This is a genomic window from Qipengyuania huizhouensis, assembly GCF_019711635.1.
In the GTDB taxonomy this organism is placed as follows: Bacteria; Pseudomonadota; Alphaproteobacteria; order Sphingomonadales; family Sphingomonadaceae; genus Qipengyuania; species Qipengyuania huizhouensis.
This window is the reverse complement of the sequence record NZ_JAIGNT010000007.1, coordinates 62517-80412: the sequence shown is the minus strand read 5'-3', so window position 1 is coordinate 80412 and position 17896 is coordinate 62517. Positions and strand designations below refer to the sequence as shown.

The 17896-nt window shown below is 61.6% G+C and carries 20 protein-coding genes; 12 read left to right on the top strand and 8 right to left on the bottom strand.

What is annotated here, in order from left to right:
- Nucleotides 1–42 precede the first annotated feature (42 nt).
- The 3 genes from rplU to K3180_RS08130 all read left to right on the top strand — a co-directional run bounded on the left by rplU (nt 43) and on the right by K3180_RS08130 (nt 1593).
- On the top strand, nt 43–567 hold the full coding sequence (rplU, locus tag K3180_RS08140; protein ID WP_221539801.1) for a 50S ribosomal protein L21: 525 nt from the start codon (nt 43–45) through the stop codon (nt 565–567).
- A 12-nt stretch (nt 568–579) separates the two neighbouring features.
- The gene (rpmA, locus tag K3180_RS08135; protein WP_221539800.1) at nt 580–849 is read left to right on the top strand and encodes a 50S ribosomal protein L27; all 270 of its coding nucleotides are present in this window, start codon (nt 580–582) and stop codon (nt 847–849) included.
- Between the two features lie 204 nt (nt 850–1053).
- Nucleotides 1054–1593 (top strand): GNAT family N-acetyltransferase, encoded by a 540-nt coding sequence (locus tag K3180_RS08130; RefSeq protein WP_221539797.1) that lies wholly within the window; start codon nt 1054–1056, stop codon nt 1591–1593.
- A 56-nt stretch (nt 1594–1649) separates the two neighbouring features.
- Here the strand turns inward: K3180_RS08130 and K3180_RS08125 are convergent, their stop codons facing one another.
- Nucleotides 1650–2528, bottom strand: a complete 879-nt coding sequence (locus tag K3180_RS08125; RefSeq protein ID WP_221539796.1) for a metal-dependent hydrolase — start codon at nt 2526–2528, stop codon at nt 1650–1652.
- 115 nt (nt 2529–2643) lie between these two features.
- Between K3180_RS08125 and K3180_RS08120 the strand changes: the two genes are divergently transcribed.
- Entirely contained in the window at nt 2644–3237 is a 594-nt protein-coding gene (locus tag K3180_RS08120) for a TetR/AcrR family transcriptional regulator (RefSeq protein WP_221539794.1), read from the top strand.
- Here the strand turns inward: K3180_RS08120 and ygfZ are convergent.
- Nucleotides 3227–3967 carry a CAF17-like 4Fe-4S cluster assembly/insertion protein YgfZ gene (gene ygfZ / locus K3180_RS08115; RefSeq protein ID WP_221539792.1) on the bottom strand — a complete coding sequence of 247 codons (741 nt, stop codon included), beginning with the start codon at nt 3965–3967 and terminating at the stop codon, nt 3227–3229. The genes K3180_RS08120 and ygfZ overlap by 11 nt on opposite strands.
- Nucleotides 3968–4006: 39 nt before the next feature.
- Between ygfZ and pyrC the strand changes: the two genes are divergently transcribed.
- Complete coding sequence (pyrC, locus tag K3180_RS08110; protein WP_221539790.1) at nt 4007–5053, top strand: dihydroorotase; 1047 nt, start codon at nt 4007–4009, stop codon at nt 5051–5053.
- Here the strand turns inward: pyrC and rarD are convergent.
- Nucleotides 5031–5933 (bottom strand): EamA family transporter RarD, encoded by a 903-nt coding sequence (rarD, locus tag K3180_RS08105; protein WP_221539788.1) that lies wholly within the window; start codon nt 5931–5933, stop codon nt 5031–5033. The genes pyrC and rarD overlap by 23 nt on opposite strands.
- Nucleotides 5934–6174: 241 nt before the next feature.
- On the opposite strand from rarD, the gene K3180_RS08100 reads away from it, so the two are divergent.
- A complete protein-coding gene (locus tag K3180_RS08100; RefSeq protein ID WP_247710411.1) occupies nt 6175–6582 on the top strand; it encodes a glycine zipper 2TM domain-containing protein in 408 nt (135 codons plus the stop codon).
- A 101-nt stretch (nt 6583–6683) separates the two neighbouring features.
- Here the strand turns inward: K3180_RS08100 and astD are convergent, their stop codons facing one another.
- Complete coding sequence (gene astD, locus K3180_RS08095; protein WP_247710421.1) at nt 6684–8120, bottom strand: succinylglutamate-semialdehyde dehydrogenase; 1437 nt, start codon at nt 8118–8120, stop codon at nt 6684–6686.
- Nucleotides 8121–8209: 89 nt separating this feature from the next.
- Complete coding sequence (locus K3180_RS08090) at nt 8210–9610, bottom strand: protein adenylyltransferase SelO family protein (RefSeq protein WP_221539864.1); 1401 nt, start codon at nt 9608–9610, stop codon at nt 8210–8212.
- An 80-nt stretch (nt 9611–9690) separates the two neighbouring features.
- Here K3180_RS08090 and K3180_RS08085 point away from each other — a divergent pair, with 80 nt between their 5' ends.
- The 4 genes from K3180_RS08085 (at nt 9691) to K3180_RS08070 (ending at nt 13930) form a co-directional block, all read left to right on the top strand.
- Nucleotides 9691–10560, top strand: coding sequence for an alpha/beta fold hydrolase (locus K3180_RS08085; RefSeq protein WP_221539781.1), 870 nt, complete (start codon nt 9691–9693; stop codon nt 10558–10560).
- Complete coding sequence (locus K3180_RS08080) at nt 10557–11660, top strand: glycosyltransferase family 4 protein (RefSeq protein WP_221539779.1); 1104 nt, start codon at nt 10557–10559, stop codon at nt 11658–11660. Before K3180_RS08085 ends, K3180_RS08080 begins: the two co-directional genes overlap by 4 nt.
- Nucleotides 11661–11792: 132 nt before the next feature.
- Nucleotides 11793–12560 (top strand): tetratricopeptide repeat protein, encoded by a 768-nt coding sequence (locus K3180_RS08075; RefSeq protein ID WP_221539778.1) that lies wholly within the window; start codon nt 11793–11795, stop codon nt 12558–12560.
- Between the two features lie 17 nt (nt 12561–12577).
- Nucleotides 12578–13930 (top strand): outer membrane protein assembly factor BamB family protein, encoded by a 1353-nt coding sequence (locus tag K3180_RS08070; RefSeq protein ID WP_221539776.1) that lies wholly within the window; start codon nt 12578–12580, stop codon nt 13928–13930.
- A gap of 21 nt (nt 13931–13951) precedes the next feature.
- Here the strand turns inward: K3180_RS08070 and K3180_RS08065 are convergent, their stop codons facing one another.
- The 3 genes from K3180_RS08065 to K3180_RS08055 are packed head-to-tail and all read right to left on the bottom strand — an operon-like array spanning nt 13952 to nt 16438.
- Entirely contained in the window at nt 13952–14254 is a 303-nt protein-coding gene (locus tag K3180_RS08065) for a putative quinol monooxygenase (protein WP_221539774.1), read from the bottom strand.
- 16 nt (nt 14255–14270) lie between these two features.
- Nucleotides 14271–15641, bottom strand: a complete 1371-nt coding sequence (locus K3180_RS08060) for a glutamate--cysteine ligase (protein ID WP_221539772.1) — start codon at nt 15639–15641, stop codon at nt 14271–14273.
- Nucleotides 15642–15682: 41 nt separating this feature from the next.
- Complete coding sequence (locus K3180_RS08055; RefSeq protein ID WP_221539770.1) at nt 15683–16438, bottom strand: 16S rRNA (uracil(1498)-N(3))-methyltransferase; 756 nt, start codon at nt 16436–16438, stop codon at nt 15683–15685.
- A 39-nt stretch (nt 16439–16477) separates the two neighbouring features.
- On the opposite strand from K3180_RS08055, the gene ubiA reads away from it, so the two are divergent.
- Both ubiA and K3180_RS08045 read left to right on the top strand, forming a co-directional pair.
- Nucleotides 16478–17392 (top strand): 4-hydroxybenzoate octaprenyltransferase, encoded by a 915-nt coding sequence (gene ubiA, locus K3180_RS08050; protein WP_221539768.1) that lies wholly within the window; start codon nt 16478–16480, stop codon nt 17390–17392.
- A gap of 48 nt (nt 17393–17440) precedes the next feature.
- Nucleotides 17441–17893, top strand: coding sequence for a tRNA (cytidine(34)-2'-O)-methyltransferase (locus K3180_RS08045; protein ID WP_221539765.1), 453 nt, complete (start codon nt 17441–17443; stop codon nt 17891–17893).
- The last annotated feature ends 3 nt before the right edge of the window (nt 17894–17896 follow it).

The following is a 17896-nucleotide window of genomic DNA, read 5'->3' as shown; positions in this document are numbered from 1 at the left end:
TTGTGGATTGCGGCACAGCAATTTGAACGAGAGATACGTACCATGTTCGCAGTAGTGCGCACGGGCGGCAAGCAATACCGGGTTGCCGCCGGAGACAAGATCGCGGTTGAGAAGCTGGCTGGCGAAGCCGGTGATACCATCACGCTGGGCGACGTCCTGCTTGCAGGCGAAGGCGACAAGCTTTCGGACGCCGGCAAGGTTACCGTGTCGGCCGAAATCATTGCGCAGGCGAAGAGCGAAAAGGTCCTCGTCTTCAAGAAGCGTCGCCGTCACAACTATCGCCGCAAGAACGGCCATCGCCAGCAGATGACCCTGCTGCGTATCACGGCGGTGGGCGATTCTAAGGCCGAGAAGAAGGCTGCTCCGAAGAAGGAAGCGGCCAAGAAGGACGACGCGCCGAAGGCTGAAACCAAGAAGGCCGCTCCGAAGAAGGATACTTCCGAAGAGAAGGCCGCGCCCAAGGCGAAGAAGGCTGCACCGAAGAAGGCCGCAGCTACCGACAAGGCACCTGCCAAAAAGGCTCCGGCCAAGAAGGCAGCGCCTAAGAAGACCGAATCCAAGAAGTAAGGAAACCGGACCATGGCACATAAAAAAGCAGGCGGTTCGTCGCGTAACGGTCGTGATTCGGCCGGTCGTCGTCTTGGTGTGAAGAAGTTCGGCAGCCAGTCCGTGGTCGCCGGCAACATTATCGTGCGCCAGCGTGGCACGAAGTTCTATCCCGCCGTCAACGTCGGCATGGGCAAGGACCACACGCTGTTCGCGCTTACCGACGGCGTCGTTCGATTCCACTCGGGCAAGCTCGGCCGCAAATACGTATCGGTCGATATGATGGCGGAAGCTGCGGAATAACAGGACGCTCCGATAACGGGATCGTCCAGACGGGACGGTCCCAGCCGGGCTAACGATCCGGCAGACGAAGAGGGAGATGGGGCCGACCCGTCTCCCTCTTGTCGTTTCTCCCTCTCCATTCGGCGAAACTTTGTATCGCCGCCACGCAATTGTCACGCGTCCGGCCTAGGAGCCCGGAGCGTGGATCTCACGGGGAGAATGCCGATGTTCCATGTTACGAACAGGTTGCTGCTGCGGCCTGCCTGGCCCGAAGATGCCGAAGCGCTGTTTGGCGTAATCGCCGATCAGGGAGTCGTTCGCAATCTCGCCTCGGCGCCCTGGCCCTATCTTCCCGAACATGCCCGAAGCTTCGTCCAGCGCGATCACGATCCGCGCCATCCGGTGTTCCTGATTACCCGTCCGACAGCCGCTGGTTCTGACCTAATCGGTTGCATCGGAATCGATCCCGGAGTGGACGGCACAGAGCTCGGTTACTGGATCGCCCGGCCATTCTGGGGGCAGGGATATGCCACCGAAGCGGCGCGCGGGGTTATGGAGATCGCGCGTCTGCTCGGCCACAACAGCCTGAGCGCGGGCCATTTCACGGACAATCCGGCATCTGGCCGGGTGCTTCGTAAACTAGGCTTCCGGCCCACCGGCAAGGTCGCGCTGCGGCATAGCTGCGGACGCGGCGAAGAGGCTCAATGCATGCTCTATCGCATCGATTTAGGCGACGAGATCGCCGCTCCGCTCCAGGCGGCATAGAAAAGGGCCCCGCAAATAATCGCGGGGCCCTTGTTTCTCTGGCGAGGCGCGCGAAATTATTCTGCCGGGATGAGAGCGGCTTCGAATTCGCCTTCGTACTTGCCGATCAATTCACGGTCGTCGTGATCCCATGGGTGGAAGCCGGGCTTGAAGTAGGCGAGCCATGCGGGGAAGATCCGGCGCACCACGCCCGGGCTGACCAAAAGGTATTTGAGCAGACCCCATTTGGCCTTTCCGCCTTTGATCCCGTCCTGAGCGAGCAGTTCGAGTGTATCGATCCAGCGGTTGCGGAAAAAGTTGAAGGTGACGATCAGCATCATCAGGCTGCGCAGCTTCCAGCGCCGCCACTTCGACCAGTCCTTCGTGGCATGGTTCCAGGTGTCGAAAGCGACGCCCTTGTGTTCGATCTCTTCGATCGCATGCCATTCCCACATCGCGCGTACTTCCGGATCGGCATCCTCGAAATGCTGCGGATTGGCCAAGAACTCGCTCGCCATCATGGCGGTGTAATGTTCGAGCGCCATGGTTGCGGCGAGGTTCACGATGACCGGGCGATCCTTGGTCAGGGCGAGCATTTGCTCCACCCGCCTGTCGATCGCCTTGATGTCATAGCCATGATCCTCGGCGAGACGGTTGAAGGCGATATGTTCGCGGGTGTGATTGATTTCCTGCTTTACGAAAGCGCGGATCTCTGCCGCAAGCTGCGGATCGGCGCCGTCGCGATGCGCCTTTACGGCTTCGATGAAGAAGGCTTCGCCACGCGGGAAGGTGGCAGACAGGGCATTGTGCCAGGCTGTGCCGAATGGCTCGCCCGCCCACCAGCGACGCGGGGTAGTGGCGCGATTGAAGCGCTCGTCACGAACGGTGATCGTGAGGTCTCCCGGAGTGGGCGTAGATTTGGTTTGTGAGTGATCGAAATGCGCGGGGGCGTTCATCGGGACGGCTCCGGGTTAACTTACATTGATGTCAGTAGTTGTTACTTACATTCATGTCAATAACGTGAGCTTAACGCCTTGCGTTAAACGGTCGATACGATAACGCTATGTGGCCATGGCAACCCGCAAACGTCTATCTCCAGAAGAATCCCGTCTCGCCGCACTCGAAGCGGCGCGCAGCCTGCTGATCGAGACCGGGCCGCAATCGGTTACGCTCAAGGCCGTGGCGGGCCGGATCGGACGTACCCATGCCAATCTGTTGCACCATTTCGGTTCGGCTGCCGGATTGCAGAAAGAGCTCGCGGGCCATCTGGCTCAGGCTGTCTGCTCCACCATTGCCGATGCCGTGCGTGCCAGCCGGGCCGGCCTTGGCCACCCGCGCGAAGTCGTGGATCTCGCATTCGATGCTTTCGACAAGGAAGGTGCAGGCGCGCTCGCCAGCTGGATGATCCTGACCGGCAATGAAGATGCATTGACCCCTATCGTCGAAACGATCCATGCACTGGTTGACGAGATAGCGCCTGAGGAAGCCGCGCATTCGGGCAACGCGACCCAGGTCCATGAGGAAACGCTGGCACTCGTGCTGATGGCAATGGGCGATGCGCTGATCGGATCAGCGCTCGCTCGCTCGCTGGGCCTCCCTGAAACCGCTGCGCGAGACCGGGCGGAGCGGATGCTGGTCCGCTCGCTCGAAACGACTATTCTTTAGGTACCAGGCCCGAACGCATCCAGTCGGGAGCGATCAGCGGATCGATGTCGCTCACACGCAAGTGATCGACGGCGAAGCCAAGATCGGGATAGCCGATATTGCGGCGTTTCTCTTCCGACATGTCGAACGGCACCACCACCAGCCGCCGGTTGACCTTGCTGCGCCAATTCATCCGCGCAGTGTTTTCCTGCCCGATATAGCAACCCTTGTCGAAAGTGACGCCGTGTAGCTCGACGGCATTGGTCTCGAGCCACAATATGTCACCCAGTTCGGCACGACCTTCGGGTACGCCGAGCGATAGGCGGTGGGCGATATACGCATCATCTATCGCCTTGTCGCCATCGGACACGGGGGCAAGCCAGCGCTGGCCCATTGCAGCGAGCCGCGGATCGGGCGCGCCGCCGTCGCCACCATGCTTCTCCCAGTGCACACCGACATTTTCGTCCACCGCAATGTCGATTTTCCGGCGCAGTCGATAGAGCGAGAGGCGCTTGACCAGTTCCTCGGCAAACTCCGCTTCGCAGTCGAGCAGGAGTTGACCGTTGCCTGCGGGCCAGACGATCATGTCGAACAGCGCCTTGCCCTGCGGAGTCAGCAAGCCGGCATAGACCGGCAGTTTCTGCTTCACATCGTTGGTCAGCAGTCCCTGGAGAAAATCGGCGACGCTTTCGCTATCGTCCTGCGAGGAGAGGCGGATGACCGCGCGGTTGGTCAGGCGGGTAGCTGTCATGGGTGACAGATAGGCTGCCTGCCGCCATAGGCAACCGCCATGAGTACCGCCACCGAATCGCTGACGATCCGCCGCCCCGACGACTGGCATCTCCATTTCCGAGACGGTGACACGATGCGCGCAGTCGTGCCGCATACCGCGCGCCAGTTCGCACGCGCCATCGTAATGCCGAACCTCGCCCCGCCGGTGACTACAAGCGCGCTTGCATCCGCCTATCGCGCTCGGATTCTCGAGGCCGTGCCCGAAGAGCTGGATTTCACTCCGCTGATGACCGCCTATCTCACGGACGAAACCGATGCCGATGATCTGGCCGCGGGCTTCGCCGATGGCGTGCTTACAGCGGCGAAGCTCTATCCTGCGGGGGCGACGACCAATTCCGCTTATGGCGTGACAGACGTTGCAAATATATCTGGCGTTCTCGAGCGCATGGCGCAGATCGGAATGCCGCTATGCGTTCACGGCGAGGTTACCCACGCTGAAATCGATATCTTCGATCGCGAGGCGGTATTCATCGACCAAGTCCTCGCCCCCCTTGTCGAGCGTTTGCCCGAGTTGAAGGTTATCTTCGAGCATATCACCACGAAACAGGCAGTGCAGTTCGTCGATGCTTCCGGGCCAAGGGTCGGGGCGACGATCACGCTCCAGCATCTGCACATCAACCGCAACGCGATCCTCGTCGGCGGTATCCGCCCGCACATGTTCTGCCTGCCGGTTGCCAAGCGCGAGGAACACCGCCTGGCGCTGCGCAAGGCGGCGACGAGCGGCTCGGCGAAATACTTCCTCGGGACGGACAGCGCGCCGCACCATCGTTACGCCAAGGAAAGTGACTGCGGCTGCGCGGGCATTTTCAACGCACCCTTCGCTCTCGAAAGCTACGTCACGGTCTTCGACGAGGAAGATGCGCTCGAGCAATTCGAGGGATTTGCCAGCCTCAATGGTCCCGCATTCTATGGCTTGCCGGTGAACGAGGCGCGCATCACGCTGGAAAAAAGGCCGGTCGAAGTTCCTTCCGAAGTGGAAGGCGGAGAAGCAGCCATCGTGCCCTTCCACGCGGGCGAAACACTCAAATGGCGGCTGGCTTCCTAGAGCGCGACCACAGATCCCACACGAAGATCGCCGCCGCTGCCCAGATACAGGCAAAGCATGCGGCCTGGACGGGTTTCAATTCCTCGCCGAAGACGGTCAGTCCGAGAACGAAGACGATGCTCGGAGCGAGGAACTGAATAAAACCGAGCGTCGAATAAGGAAGTCGTTTGGCGGCGATGGCGAACATAAGCAGCGGTATCGCCGTGAGTACACCGCCCAGCATGATCGCGAGGCTAAGCTCGGTCGACTGGGCGAATGACGAACCTCCAGGTGTGCCCGAGTAGAACCAGATCACGCCGGAGGCGGGGACCAGCAGCAATAGGGATTCGATGGTCAGGCCGGGCAGGGCGCCTACATCCACCTGCTTGCGTATGAGACCGTAGGTTCCGAAGCTCAATGCCAGTGTAAGGCTGATCCAGAGCGTGGTCAGAGCGCCGCCAAGGAGCAACGATACGCCGATCGCTGCAAGCGCAACGGCCGCCCATTGGAAACGCGAAAGCTTCTCTTTCAAAAGCAGGGTGCCGAGCAGGACATTGATCAGCGGGTTGATGTAGTAACCGAGGCTCGCAGCATAGACGTAATTGCTCTGGATCGCCCATACATAGACGATCCAGTTCACCGCAATGAGGGTGGCCGAGATGAAGAGCCAACCCATCGTCCTGCGATTGGCCAATGCCGCACGCAATTGCGGCAACTGCTTGCGCACGGTCACGATCACCAGGCACAGCGGCAGAGTCCAGACAATCCGCCAGCCGACGAATTCCATCGCCGGAACGCTGCGCACCAGAATCAGGTAGAGCGGCAAAAACCCCCAGATCAGATAGGCGCCAACGGCTGCCCAGAGACCCGTCTTCGGGTGTTCGGTTCCTGTCGTTTCCATGAACTCCGAGCGCCTAGGTGGGCCTGTAAGGGCCTGCAAGCCTCATTTCGTCCATCAGCTCTGCACGGCTGGTCGATTATCTCAAATCTGACGCTTCGGTTGCAATTGGTTCAGAAAACCATCGTTATTGATGAACGGCATCAGCAACCAGCGAGTCGAAAACGACCAAAGGACGAGCGCCATGCCAAAAATTACAAAAGCTCTATCACTAGCTTTCGCAGCAGCCGGTCTAAGCTTGGCAATGCCGGCTTCCGCTGCCGTGCCTTCCAATGTCGCGCCTGCAAGCGCGGCGCCACAGGGATATATCGATATCGCCAGCGGAACGGTCTTCGAGCATGGGCGCAAGCGTCATAACAAGCGCCAATACTACGGGCGTGATCGTCAGCGCGGTTATTATCAAGGCTACTCGCGTGATTGGGGGCAGCCAGTGCGCCGCGACACCCGTATCTGGCGCGGCCGCGACAACCGTTACTATTGCCGCAAGGATGATGGCACTACCGGCCTGCTGGTCGGAGCCGGGGTGGGTGCATTGCTTGGCCACGAAGTAGCCGGCCGTGGTGGTGATCGGACGCTCGGTGCCATCCTTGGCGGAGCAGCCGGCGCACTCCTGGGTCGGTCAATCGATCGTTCCAGCACGCGCTGCGGATAATTACGATCTTCGAACTGCGCCCACCCGCAGTTCGAAGGCGGCCTTCGGGTCGTTGTGGGCGTCGTCGGTATCCTTAATATAAGAGGAACCGGCGGCGCCCTTTATTTATGCGCGTCCTTGGTCTTGCGAATGGGCTTGCTGGCGTCTTTCAGGCCAACGCCGATACTGGCGCGCGGCTGATCCATCTCTGTGCTTGCGACCGGATAAGCGCAATAATCCGCAGCATAATAGGCCGCAGGGCGGTGGTTGCCGGAAAGGCCGATCCCACCAAAGGGCGCGGCAGAGGAAGCGCCGTTGGTCGGACGGTTCCAGTTGACTATCCCGGCACGGGTTTCGCTCCAGAAGCGTTCGAAATCTTCGGGTTTACCGCCGACCAGCGAGGCCGATAGGCCGTAACGCGTATTATTGGCTTCGGCGATCGCTTCGTCGAAATCCTTCACCCGGATTACCTGCAGCAACGGGCCGAACAATTCGACGTCCGGCCGTTCGTCGATTGCGGTCACTTCGACGATGCCGGGCGTGAGGAAAGGCAATTTTCCCTGTGGACGGGTCATGCCCAGGATCGCTTCTCCGCCGTGCGATAGCAGAGCCTCCTGGCTTTCCATCAGCATTTCGGCGGTTGCATTGTCGATCACGGTACCCATGAACGGTTGCGGCTCGGCAAACGGTTCGTCGACCAGAAGACGCTCGGCAAGCCTTTTTACAGCGGGAACAATCTCATCGTATACGCTGTCCAGCACGATAAGGCGACGCGCAGCAGTGCAGCGTTGACCGGCCGTTGTATAAGCCGACTGAATAATCGTAACGGCCGCATCCTCGATCTTTGGCGTATCAAGCATGACAATGGGATTGTTCCCTCCCATTTCCAGCGCAACGATCTTTGCTGGATTGGATGCGAGCTTCTTGTTGATCGCGATGCCCGCCGGGGCCGAACCGGTGAACAGAACGCCGTCGACCGCATCATGCGCGACGAGCGCCTTGCCGGCGTCGGGGCCGCCGTGGAGGCATTGCACCACGTCTTCCGGTACTTCTGCTTCATGGAACAGCTTGGTCAGGAATTCGCCCACTGCAGGCGTTTTCTCGCTCGGCTTGAAGACCACGACGTTGCCCGCGATGAGTGCAGGGACGATATGACCATTGGGAAGGTGCGCGGGAAAATTATAGGGTCCAAGCACCGCCATCACACCGTGCGGCTTGTGGCGCAGGGCGGCGCTGCCCTGCAGTGCACTGTCGAGTTTTTTCTGGCCCGTCCGTTCGGCATAGGCCGTGATTGAAATCTCGACCTTGTTCTTGACTGCTTCGACCTCGGTGCGAGCTTCCCACAGGGGCTTTCCGGTTTCGCGCGCGATCAGTTCGGCGAAGGGTTCGGCGTGCTTGAGAACCTGGTTGGCAAAACGGCGCACGAATTCAATCCGCCGCGCGACGGATTCAGTGGCCCATCCACGTTTGGCGGCGACCGCGCGTTCAAGGACTTCATCGACATTGCCGACCTTGCCGCGCCAGATCTGGTTGCCTGTGGCGGGTTCGGTGGAAATCATCTTGTCCGACACTGAATAGCCTGTCCTTGAAACGGTTGCCTTGGATGAAATGGCCTATGTGCTTTCTGCCATGGCGCGTCAAATTGAGTCTAGGCGCTGTGTGCTGCAGGGGCAGGAGCCACCCCATGAGCCTCGCCCATGCGGCGCAGACGCTCTACTTTGTCATATAGCGGTTGCCAGTCATCGCGCTCGTCGATCGCGGACCAGATCTCCTCGACCTCGTCGAATACCAAGCTTTCAGGGTTGCCTTCCGACCAGTATGGATGGCTACTACCGAGCGCACGATAGGTGGAGAGCAGATCGCCGAGTTCGTCATCGCCATCCTTTCCGCCGCGATGGCGATAGAAGAAGGCGTCCGGTTGTTCGCCGCTCTCCGCCATCGATGCCTCGCAGGCCCCGACAAGCTTGCTGTCTACTTCGAGTCCCTTGCTTTCGATACCGAGCCGCCAGCACCACCGCCGCGCAACGGCTTCCATGTAAAGAGACCCGAAGCGTTCCATCGCGGCAATCAGCGGCGGCGCATCGGCGATCAGCCGCAGTGCAATCGCGAATTGGCCGCAGTTCCAATGCAGTGCCTCCGGCTGGCGTCCGAAGGCGTATAGCCCCGCGTGATCGAAATAGGCGGCGGTGAATCCCGGCTCCCATCTGGGCAGGAACCGCCAGGGGCCGTAGTCGAAGCTTTCGCCCGTGATGTTCATATTGTCCGTGTTCAGGACGCCGTGGACGAAGCCTGCTACCATCCAGCTTGCCGCAAGGTCGGCGAGGCGTTCGACGACCAGATGCATCAACTTCACGGCCGGTTCGTTACGTCCAGGTGCGTCCTCCGGCGGAGGAGGGCCGGGGAACTGGGTGAGGCAATAGTCGACCAGTTGTTCCATATGCGCCTTTTCTTCGAGCGCGAGCAGGCGCTGGAAGCTACCGATGCGGATATGGCCGTGACTGAGCCGTGTCATCACTGCGGAACGGGTGGGCGAAGGCTCGTCCCCGCGGACCAATTCCTCACCCGTTTCCACGATGCTGAAGGTCTTGGAAGTATTGACGCCCAGTGCTTCGAGCATTTCGGTGGCGAGGATCTCGCGCACACTGCCCTTTAGAGTAAGCCGACCGTCTCCTGCCCGACTCCAGGGGGTCTGGCCCGATCCCTTGGTGCCGAGATCGAGCAAACGGCCTTCGCCGTCGCGTAGCTGCGCAAAAAGAAAGCCGCGGCCGTCACCGATTTTCGGATTGTACACGCGGAACTGGTGGCCGTGGTACCGCAGCGCGAGCGGCTGGGGCAGATTGCCCTCAAGCGGTTCGAAACGCCCGAAATGGCTGAGCCATTCTGCGTCGGACAAACCTGCAAGCCCTACAGCCTTTGCCCAGCGATCATTGCGGAAGCGCAGCTGCGTTTCGGGAAAATCGGCCGGCTGGACCGGATCTGCCAGCCAGTCCGCGACCCCCAGAATCGGCGTGTCGGGGCGATATTCGGAAGGTGCTGGGGGATTGGGCATGCCATAGGGGATGGGGGTCATGCACCATCCATGCAAGTCGTCTCTCGAAATTTGCGCGCAGTGGCGCTACCGGAACAATCATGAATAGCGAATTCATCGAACGCAGCTGGCAAAGCCCCGACGGTTTGGAGCTGTATTTCCGCGATTATGCGGGCGACGATACAGGCAAGGTTCCGGTCGTCTGCCTGCACGGTCTCACCCGGAACAGCCGCGATTTCGATGCGCTGGCGCCGCATATTGCGACGCTGGGGCACCGGGTCATCGTGCCCGATATGCGCGGGCGCGGGCAAAGCGCCTATGCCGAAGACAGCGCGAGTTACGCCGTGCCGACCTATATCGCGGACGTCATGGCGTTGTTCGAACAGGAGCGAATGAAGCGCTTCATTTCCATCGGAACATCGATGGGAGGTCTGATGACCATGCTGATCGCCCAGTTCACGCCCGATCGGATTGCCGGAGCGGTCATCAACGATATCGGCCCGGTCGTGGACCCTCAGGGGATCGACAAGATCAAGACCTATCTCGGCAAGGGCGGCAGCTTTCCGACATGGATGCATGCCGCACGTTCGCTCGAGGAGGTCCATGGCGATTCGCACCCCACCTTCGACACGAAAGACTGGATCAGGATGGCCAAGCGTTCGATGACGCTGTGCAACAACGGCCGGATCGCCTTCGATTACGATATGAAGATCGCCGATCCCTTCAACGAGGCCGATGAAAATGCGGTTCCGCCCGATCTCTGGCCCGGCTTCGAGGCATTGGCCGGAAAGCCGTTGGTACTCGTCCGCGGCGCGCTTTCCACGATCCTGAGCGAAGAGACGCTGGCCGAAATGCAGCGCCGCGCCCCCGGCGCCGATATCGTCGTGGTCCCGAATGCCGGACATGCCCCGACGCTCGACGAGCCTGAAGTGCGCAGTGCCATCGATGCACTGCTCGGCAAAGTGGGATGAGTGGTGGGAAAGGCGAGCTGGCGCCGCACATCCTCCATGTCCTTCCCCAAGGCGCTTCAGTCGAGCTGATATCTGCCTTCGGCAACAAGTTGCGACACACGCTGGTGACCCAGGACGGAGAATTGCCGACCGGGCTTCGCCGGAGCGCCTATCTCAAGCCTGCAAGCAACTTCCCCGCGCTGGAGGGCCTGCCTATGCCTGGCCGCATGCTCAAGCTGGCGCGCGCGATAACCCCGTTCGATCTGGTGCTGACCCACGGGCCGGAAGCGCTCGACGTTGCGATGGCTCATACGCTGTTCAAGGATGCGATGAACCTGCCGCCGCTGGTGCATCACGAATATGCGCCGGATCAGCGGCGCACCTTTCGCCGCAAGTGGTATCGCCGGATCGCGCTGGGGAAATCCGCCGGTGTCGTTGTACCGGGCGAAAGGCTTGAAGAGGCCGCGCTGGTCGACTGGCAACAGCCTATAGGCCGGGTGAAACGCATCGCTCCGGGAATCGACACCAAGGCTTTCGCCAAGAAGCCGAAAAACGACGGATTCCGTCTTATCAAGCATCCCGGTGAGAACTGGGTCGGCACATGGCCCGATGATCCCGGCGCGTCCGGAATTGAGCGTCTGGTGAGGGCATTCGCCAACCTGGACGAGAAGTGGCAGCTGATTGTTCTGGGAGAACGACAGAATACAACTGGCGTCGAGGCGGAAATCGACCGGCTCGGCCTGAACGACCGGGTCTATTTCCCCGGCGCGGTGAAGGAGCCGGCGCGCGTGCTCGGCCTGTTCGACATCTTCGTCGATCCGGGCGTATCATCGATATTTCCGGAACGGCTCGTACAGGCGATGTCGGCGTCCGTGCCGGTCATCACGCCCCGGGAAGGCGGAACTGCAGATATCGTAAGCGAACCCAATCGCGAGTGGCTGACGGAAGGTGCCAGCGAAAGCATGTTTGCGGCAAATCTCCACGCGCTCGCCAAAGACGGGGGCTTGCGCAAGGCCATAGGCGAGGCGAACCGGGTCCAGGCCGTACGAGAATTCGACCGAGACAAGATGATCGCCACCTTCCGGCGTCTCTATTCCAGCGCAATGAGACGCGAATTTTGAAAGTGGCTTTCATCGCACATTCACGCGAACGGGGACAGGCGTTGGTGCACGGTCGCCAAGGCATTGCCCTTCGAAGGTGCCATGCCTAAAGACCCGCAGACCTGATATCCAAGGACCGGAGACCGCGCCGCAGTGGCACGAACACCCAAGACCGAACTCACCCGTGAAGAGAAAAAGGCGAAAGCCAGCGCAGCAGAGCAGGAAGCACTGCTGCGCGAAGTCGACGATGCCGTTCGCCAGGGCGATCTCGAAAGCTTCATGGACCGCTACGGCAAGCCGCTCATCGGGGTGGTAGTGATCGGACTTCTGTCCTTCGCCGGCTATCTCTACTGGGACAACCGCCAGGAAACGGCGCTTGAATCATCGAGCGAGGAACTCGTCACGACGCTCGACCAGCTGGAAGCCGGGAACGTCGATACCGCAACCGCGCGTCTCGAAGCGTTCGAGGGAGAGGGTACGCCCGCCATCAGCGCGAAGATGCTGAGGGCCGGAATTGCCGCCGAAGGCGGGGATGCCGCACAGGCGGCCACCCTGTTCGGCGAGATTGCCGATGACGAAAACGCGCCGGACGTTATGCGGAACCTTGCGCTCATCCGCCGCACGGCTCTGCTTTTCGACCAGACGGAACCGGCCGAGGTCATCGCTGCGATGAAGCCGCTCGCTGTCCCGGGCGAACCGTTCTTCGCCAGCGCGGGCGAACTGGTCGCACACGCCTATCTCGCACAGAACCAGCGCGACGAAGCTGGTGCGCTGTTTGCCGAGATAGCGCGAGACGAAAATACTCCCGAACCGGCCCGGGCCCGCATGCTCAACATGGCGGGTATCCTTGGCGTCGACGCAGTCGACGATGTGCAGGATATCCTCGATGCGCAAGGCGCAGGCGGTGAAGGCACCGAATGACACGAAACGGAAACTCGATGAGCCAGAACTACGCTAAATCCCTCTTCAGAGGCGCGATCCTTGCAACCTCCGCGGTTGCGCTTGGAGCGTGCAGTGGCGGCCTGTTCGGCGGCGGCGACGGAAAGAAGGACACGCCTACCATAGGCGACCGCCAGCCGATCCTTTCGCGGATCGAAAGCGGCGCAAAAGTCGACCCTGCCTTGGCGGGAACGGCGGTCACGCTTCCGGCAGCCCGGTCCAACGATACCTGGGGTCAGGCTGGCGGGACCGCGAGCAAGAGCTACGGCCATCTGGCTCTCGGGGCGACTCCCGCGCAGGCCTTCACCGCCCAGGTCGAAGGCGCCAGCAACAAGCGCCGCCTGGGTGCGGCACCGGTCGTGGGAGGCGGCAAGCTTTTTGCCGTCGGCGCGGACGGGCAGGTTTCCGCTTTCGACGCACAGACCGGATCTCGCATCTGGGCCTATCAGGGTGATTTGACCGACGACACGCGCCCTTCGGCCTTCGGCGGCGGGGTGAGCTTCGATAGTGGCAGGGTTTATGGCACCGATGGTGCCGGTAACGTCTATGCGCTGGACGCCGACAACGGTGCCGAACTCTGGAAGGTCAAGCCCGGCGGACCGCTGCGCGGTTCCCCTACGGTTTCTTTTGGCAATGTCTTTGTCATGTCCCAGGATAACCAGCTTTTTGCGCTGAACGCTGCCGACGGACGCCAAGTGTGGCAGGAATCCGGTTCCACCACGATGGCGGGCGTATTCGGAGTTGCCGCACCTGCAGCCGGAAACGGGACAGTGGTCGCCGGCTATACTTCGGGTGAACTGGTTGCCTATCGGTACGAAAACGGCCGCAGCCTGTGGGCCGATGCGTTGGCACGCACCTCGATCTCGACGCAAGTCGGGGCGTTGAGCGATATCGATGCCGATCCGATTATCGACAGGGGCCAGGTCTTCGCGCTCGGCCAAGGCGGTCGGATGGCAGCTTACGAACTGGTCACAGGCCAGCGCCTGTGGGAACTTACGGTCGCGGGCATTTCGACCCCTGCGATTGCGGGTGACTGGATCTTCGCGCTGACCGACGATGCACGCATGTTGGCGATTGCGCGCGGCACCGGCAAGGTTCGCTGGCTCACCCAGCTTCCGCGCTTCCGTGACGAGGAAGACAAGGAGGATCCGATCTTCTGGCAGGGGCCGGTTCTCGCAGGCGATCGCCTGTGGGCGGTCAATTCAGAAGGCCAGATCTACACCGTAAGCACGGGCGAAGGTTCGGCCACCCTGTTCCGCGAACTGGAACAGCCGATCAGCCTTCCCCCGATCGTTGCCAACAATACGCTCTACGTGCTCGACGACAGCGGTCGGATCACGGCTTTCCGCTAGACGCGCCTGATGTGCCGGGGGTCAGCCGAGCGGCTGGCCCTCGTCGGTCTCGTAGATCCTGAGATCGCGCGAGGCGGGCGGGTTGGCCGCCATGACCTTCTGGAATTCCGCCATGTGCGCGGATTGCCCATGTGCATCCAGCGCTGCACGGTCGCGCCAGCGTTCGAATAGGACCAGCGTGTCCGGATCGGCAAGATCGCGCGCAAAGCTGTAATCGAGGCAACCGTCTTCGGCGCGGCTGGCGCGGACCATCTCGACAAGGGATTTCTGCATCGTGGCGTCGATCGTGCGCCCCAGCTTGATCGTTCCGTTGATCTGGATCATCCACGCTTTCCCTTGGTCAGAAGCTGTATTTGTAAACCCGGCTGATATCGCCGCCCCATTCCCCATGATAACGGTCGAGCAGTATCTGCGCGGGCACCTTGCCGCTCGCCACGATCTCGTCGAGCGTCTCGAGGAAACCGGTCTCGTTATCACCCGACGCGTTGACGCGGGCGCGTGCGGTCAGCCCCGAACGTGCGATCTTGAGAACGTCTTTCGCAAGATCCTGTAGCTTGCCCCCGCCGGGAATGGGCGCATCGAGAGCCAGTTTCGGAACCGCGTTGCGCAATTCCTCGCGCTCTTCCATCGTCCAGTGTTTGACGAGGTCCCACGCCGCATCGAGCGCGGTCTGCTCGTAGAGCAGGCCGACCCAGAAGGCGGGAAGGGCGCAAATCCGGCTCCACGGCCCGCCGTCCGCCCCGCGCATTTCGAGGAAGCTCTTCAGGCGCACTTCGGGAAAGGCGGTGGAGAGATGGTCCCACCAATCGCTTTCGGTCGGCTTCTCGCCCGGAAGGACCGAAAGTTCACCCTTGAGGAAATCGCGAAAACTGAGGCCCGCCGCATCGATATATTTCCCGTCGCGGAAGACGAAATACATCGGCACATCCAGCATGTAATCGACCCAGCGTTCGTAGCCGAAACCGTCTTCGAACACGAAAGGCAGCATGCCCGTGCGGTGCGGATCGGTGTCGCTCCAGATATGGCTGCGGTAGGATAGGTAGCCGTTCGGCTTGCCTTCGGTGAAGGGCGAATTGGCGAACAGCGCGGTGGCCAGCGGCTGCAGCGCGAGGCCGGTGCGGAATTTCTGCGCCATGTCGGTTTCGGAAGAATAGTCGAGATTGACCTGGATCGTGCAGGTCCGCAGCATCATGTCGAGGCCCAGCGTGCCGACTCGGGGCATATGCCGTTTCATGATTTCGTAGCGGCCCTTGGGCATCATGGGCAGCTCTTCGCGGGTCTTGTCCGGCCACATGCCGAGACCGAGGAAACCGACATCGCAGGCTTCACCGACCTGCTTCACCTGATCGAGGTGGCGGCCGGTTTCCGCGCAGGTTTCGTGGAGATTCTCCAGCGGCGCACCGGAAAGTTCCAGCTGGCCCGCAGGCTCCAGACTGACGGTGCCGTCCTCGCCGCGCATGGCGATGACCTTGCGGCCTTCTTCCACAGGTTCCCATCCAAACTGCCGTAAACTCAGCAGGATATCGCGTATACCGCCCTTTTCCTCGTAAGATGGAGCGCGGTGGTCCGACCTGTTGAAGACGAGCTTTTCATGCTCCGTTCCGATACGCCAGTCCGCCTTGGGTTTCTCTCCCTTTTGCATCGGGGCGACCAGTTGGTCGCGGCTCTCGATGATCGGGTCTTCCCTGGCGGATGTGTCGCGCGTGCTCATGAAAGTTGCGTTAGGAAACCCAACCTCGCGAGGAAAGAGAATTATTCTGCGTCGATCCAGTCACCCGCTTCCGCCATCCATACGGAGATGCCGGCAAGAGCGGCAGTTTCGCCGCGCAAAATCCGCGGACCGAGGCTGATGGGCCGGGCATTGGGATGCGCGCGAATCGCCGCGCGTTCTTCGTCGTCGAACCCGCCTTCCGGGCCGGTGAGCAGGGCAGCGGGACCTTCGGCGTAACAGAAGGCGTCTGCGGCAGGTTCACCGCCTTCCTCGTCGGCGAAGAAAAGTATCCGGTCTTCGGGCCAGTCACGCAGCAGCGCATCGAGCTTGCGCGGCTCGGCCACTGCGGGCAGCGCGGTGCGCGCGCATTGCTCCGCCGCCTCGGTCACGATGGCGGAAGCGCGCTCGGAATTGAGCTTGTCGGCCACGCAGCGGCGGGTGACGATGGGATGGATCGCGGCGACGCCCAGCTCGGTCGCCTTTTCCAGCACCATGTCGAACCGGTCCTTTTTCAGAAGCGCGGCGCAGAGCCAGAAGTCGGGGACCTCCTCCCGCTCGCGCAGATGTTGCCGCGCCGTCAGGGTGATATGTCGTTTGGCTGCATCGATAACTTCCGCGGCCCATTCGCCGGTTTCGTTATCGCACAGGATCACCGTATCGCCTGGCGAGATACGCATGACCTTGCCGAGGTAATGCGCCTGATTGCCTTCGATGCGCACCTCCGCACCTTCGGACAAGAGGCTGTCGACGAACAGACGCGGTGCGCTCTTGGGCGGCCAGGCGGGAGTTGCGGGCATGGCTTTGCAGGTGGCACGGGTGAGGGTAGGGAGCAACCCATGAGCGAACCAGCTTCGAATGATATCGTACCGGACAGCGAGCATCGCGGGCTCGTCGGGCGCCTGCCGCAGCGCCTGCGAGACCTTGCGCAGCTCGCACGATTCGACCGGCCGATCGGCTGGTGGCTGCTGTTCTGGCCCTGCGTCTGGGGCGTGTGGCTGACAGGTGCCGGCTGGCAATGGGCGCTGCTCGGCTGGCTGTTGCTGGGCAGTATCGCCATGCGCGGGGCGGGCTGTGTCTATAACGACATCGTCGATGCCGATCTTGACCGGAAGGTGGCCCGCACTGCCAGCCGCCCGGTGGCTAGCGGACGGGTGCCGAAAAAACTCGCTTGGGGCTGGTTGCTGGCGCTCTGCCTCGTCGGGCTGGTCGTACTGCTGCAACTGCGTACGCTGGCGCAGATCGTCGCATTGGCCAGTCTCGCCATGGTCGCCGCCTATCCTTTCATGAAGCGGATTACATGGTGGCCGCAGGCCTGGCTCGGCCTCGTGTTTACATGGGGGCTGCTGGTGGGCTGGACCCAGCTCCGCGCCGACAATCTCGATGCGCTGGCCGCCATGTATGCGGGTGCGGCGCTGTGGGTCATCGGCTACGACACGATCTATGCCATGCAGGACCGCGAGGACGATGCGCTGGTCGGTATCCGCTCCTCCGCGCTGCGACTCGGCGGTCAGGTCCAGGGTGGCGTTGCGCTGTTCTACACCGGGGCGGTGGCGCTGTGGGCGCTGGCTTTCTGGCTTTACCGCGCAGACTGGATTGCGCTGCTGGCGCTGATCCCGGCGGCCGGCCATCTGGCGTGGCAAGTCTCGACTCTCGATGGAGACGATCCCGCCAACCCGCTTGAACGCTTCCGTTCGAACCGCTGGGCAGGCGCGCTGGTCGCCGCCGCCTGCTTCGTCGTAGGCAATGCGTGATGAGCATCAGGACCAAGGGCAACGGTCGGGTGGGGCTGCTCTGAAGCCATGCGCATAGCCCTGTTCGAACCCGAGATTGCCGGAAATGTCGGTGCCGTGATGCGGCTCGGTGCCTGCATGGGTGCGGGCGTAGATCTGATAGAACCCATGGGCTTTGCATGGGACGACAGGCGTGTGCGGCGCGCCGCGATGGATTACATCGACCAAGTCGAGGTGGTGCGGCACAGCGGTTTCGAGGCTTTCCGTCAGGCGCGTGCCGGGTGCCGCCTGGTGCTGTTCACCACTAAAGCGACCCAGTCGTCTTACGATTTCGAATATCGCCCCGACGATGTGCTGCTGTTCGGCAAGGAGAGCGCGGGTGTGACGGACGCGGTGCGCGCGTCCGTCGATGCCAGCGTGCGGCTGCCTATGCGACCCGAGGTGCGTTCGCTCAACCTGGCGACAAGCGCTGCGATCGCTCTGGCAGAGGCACTGCGGCAGTCGGGGACTCTTCCGGGCTGACGT

Bases quoted from the DNA above. Each gene is read 5' to 3' on its own strand.
- rplU (WP_221539801.1), top strand. From the start codon at position 43: ATGTTCGCAGTAGTGCGCACGGGCGGCAAGCAATACCGGGTTGCCGCC.
- rpmA (WP_221539800.1), top strand. From the start codon at position 580: ATGGCACATAAAAAAGCAGGCGGTTCGTCGCGTAACGGTCGTGATTCG.
- K3180_RS08130 (WP_221539797.1), top strand. From the start codon at position 1,054: ATGTTCCATGTTACGAACAGGTTGCTGCTGCGGCCTGCCTGGCCCGAA.
- K3180_RS08125 (WP_221539796.1), bottom strand. From the start codon at position 2,528: ATGAACGCCCCCGCGCATTTCGATCACTCACAAACCAAATCTACGCCC.
- K3180_RS08120 (WP_221539794.1), top strand. From the start codon at position 2,644: ATGGCAACCCGCAAACGTCTATCTCCAGAAGAATCCCGTCTCGCCGCA.
- ygfZ (WP_221539792.1), bottom strand. From the start codon at position 3,967: ATGACAGCTACCCGCCTGACCAACCGCGCGGTCATCCGCCTCTCCTCG.
- pyrC (WP_221539790.1), top strand. From the start codon at position 4,007: ATGAGTACCGCCACCGAATCGCTGACGATCCGCCGCCCCGACGACTGG.
- rarD (WP_221539788.1), bottom strand. From the start codon at position 5,933: ATGGAAACGACAGGAACCGAACACCCGAAGACGGGTCTCTGGGCAGCC.
- K3180_RS08100 (WP_247710411.1), top strand. From the start codon at position 6,175: ATGCCGGCTTCCGCTGCCGTGCCTTCCAATGTCGCGCCTGCAAGCGCG.
- astD (WP_247710421.1), bottom strand. From the start codon at position 8,120: ATGATTTCCACCGAACCCGCCACAGGCAACCAGATCTGGCGCGGCAAG.
- K3180_RS08090 (WP_221539864.1), bottom strand. From the start codon at position 9,610: ATGCCCAATCCCCCAGCACCTTCCGAATATCGCCCCGACACGCCGATT.
- K3180_RS08085 (WP_221539781.1), top strand. From the start codon at position 9,691: ATGAATAGCGAATTCATCGAACGCAGCTGGCAAAGCCCCGACGGTTTG.
- K3180_RS08080 (WP_221539779.1), top strand. From the start codon at position 10,557: ATGAGTGGTGGGAAAGGCGAGCTGGCGCCGCACATCCTCCATGTCCTT.
- K3180_RS08070 (WP_221539776.1), top strand. From the start codon at position 12,578: ATGAGCCAGAACTACGCTAAATCCCTCTTCAGAGGCGCGATCCTTGCA.
- K3180_RS08065 (WP_221539774.1), bottom strand. From the start codon at position 14,254: ATGATCCAGATCAACGGAACGATCAAGCTGGGGCGCACGATCGACGCC.
- K3180_RS08060 (WP_221539772.1), bottom strand. From the start codon at position 15,641: ATGAGCACGCGCGACACATCCGCCAGGGAAGACCCGATCATCGAGAGC.
- K3180_RS08055 (WP_221539770.1), bottom strand. From the start codon at position 16,438: ATGCCCGCAACTCCCGCCTGGCCGCCCAAGAGCGCACCGCGTCTGTTC.
- ubiA (WP_221539768.1), top strand. From the start codon at position 16,478: ATGAGCGAACCAGCTTCGAATGATATCGTACCGGACAGCGAGCATCGC.
- K3180_RS08045 (WP_221539765.1), top strand. From the start codon at position 17,441: ATGCGCATAGCCCTGTTCGAACCCGAGATTGCCGGAAATGTCGGTGCC.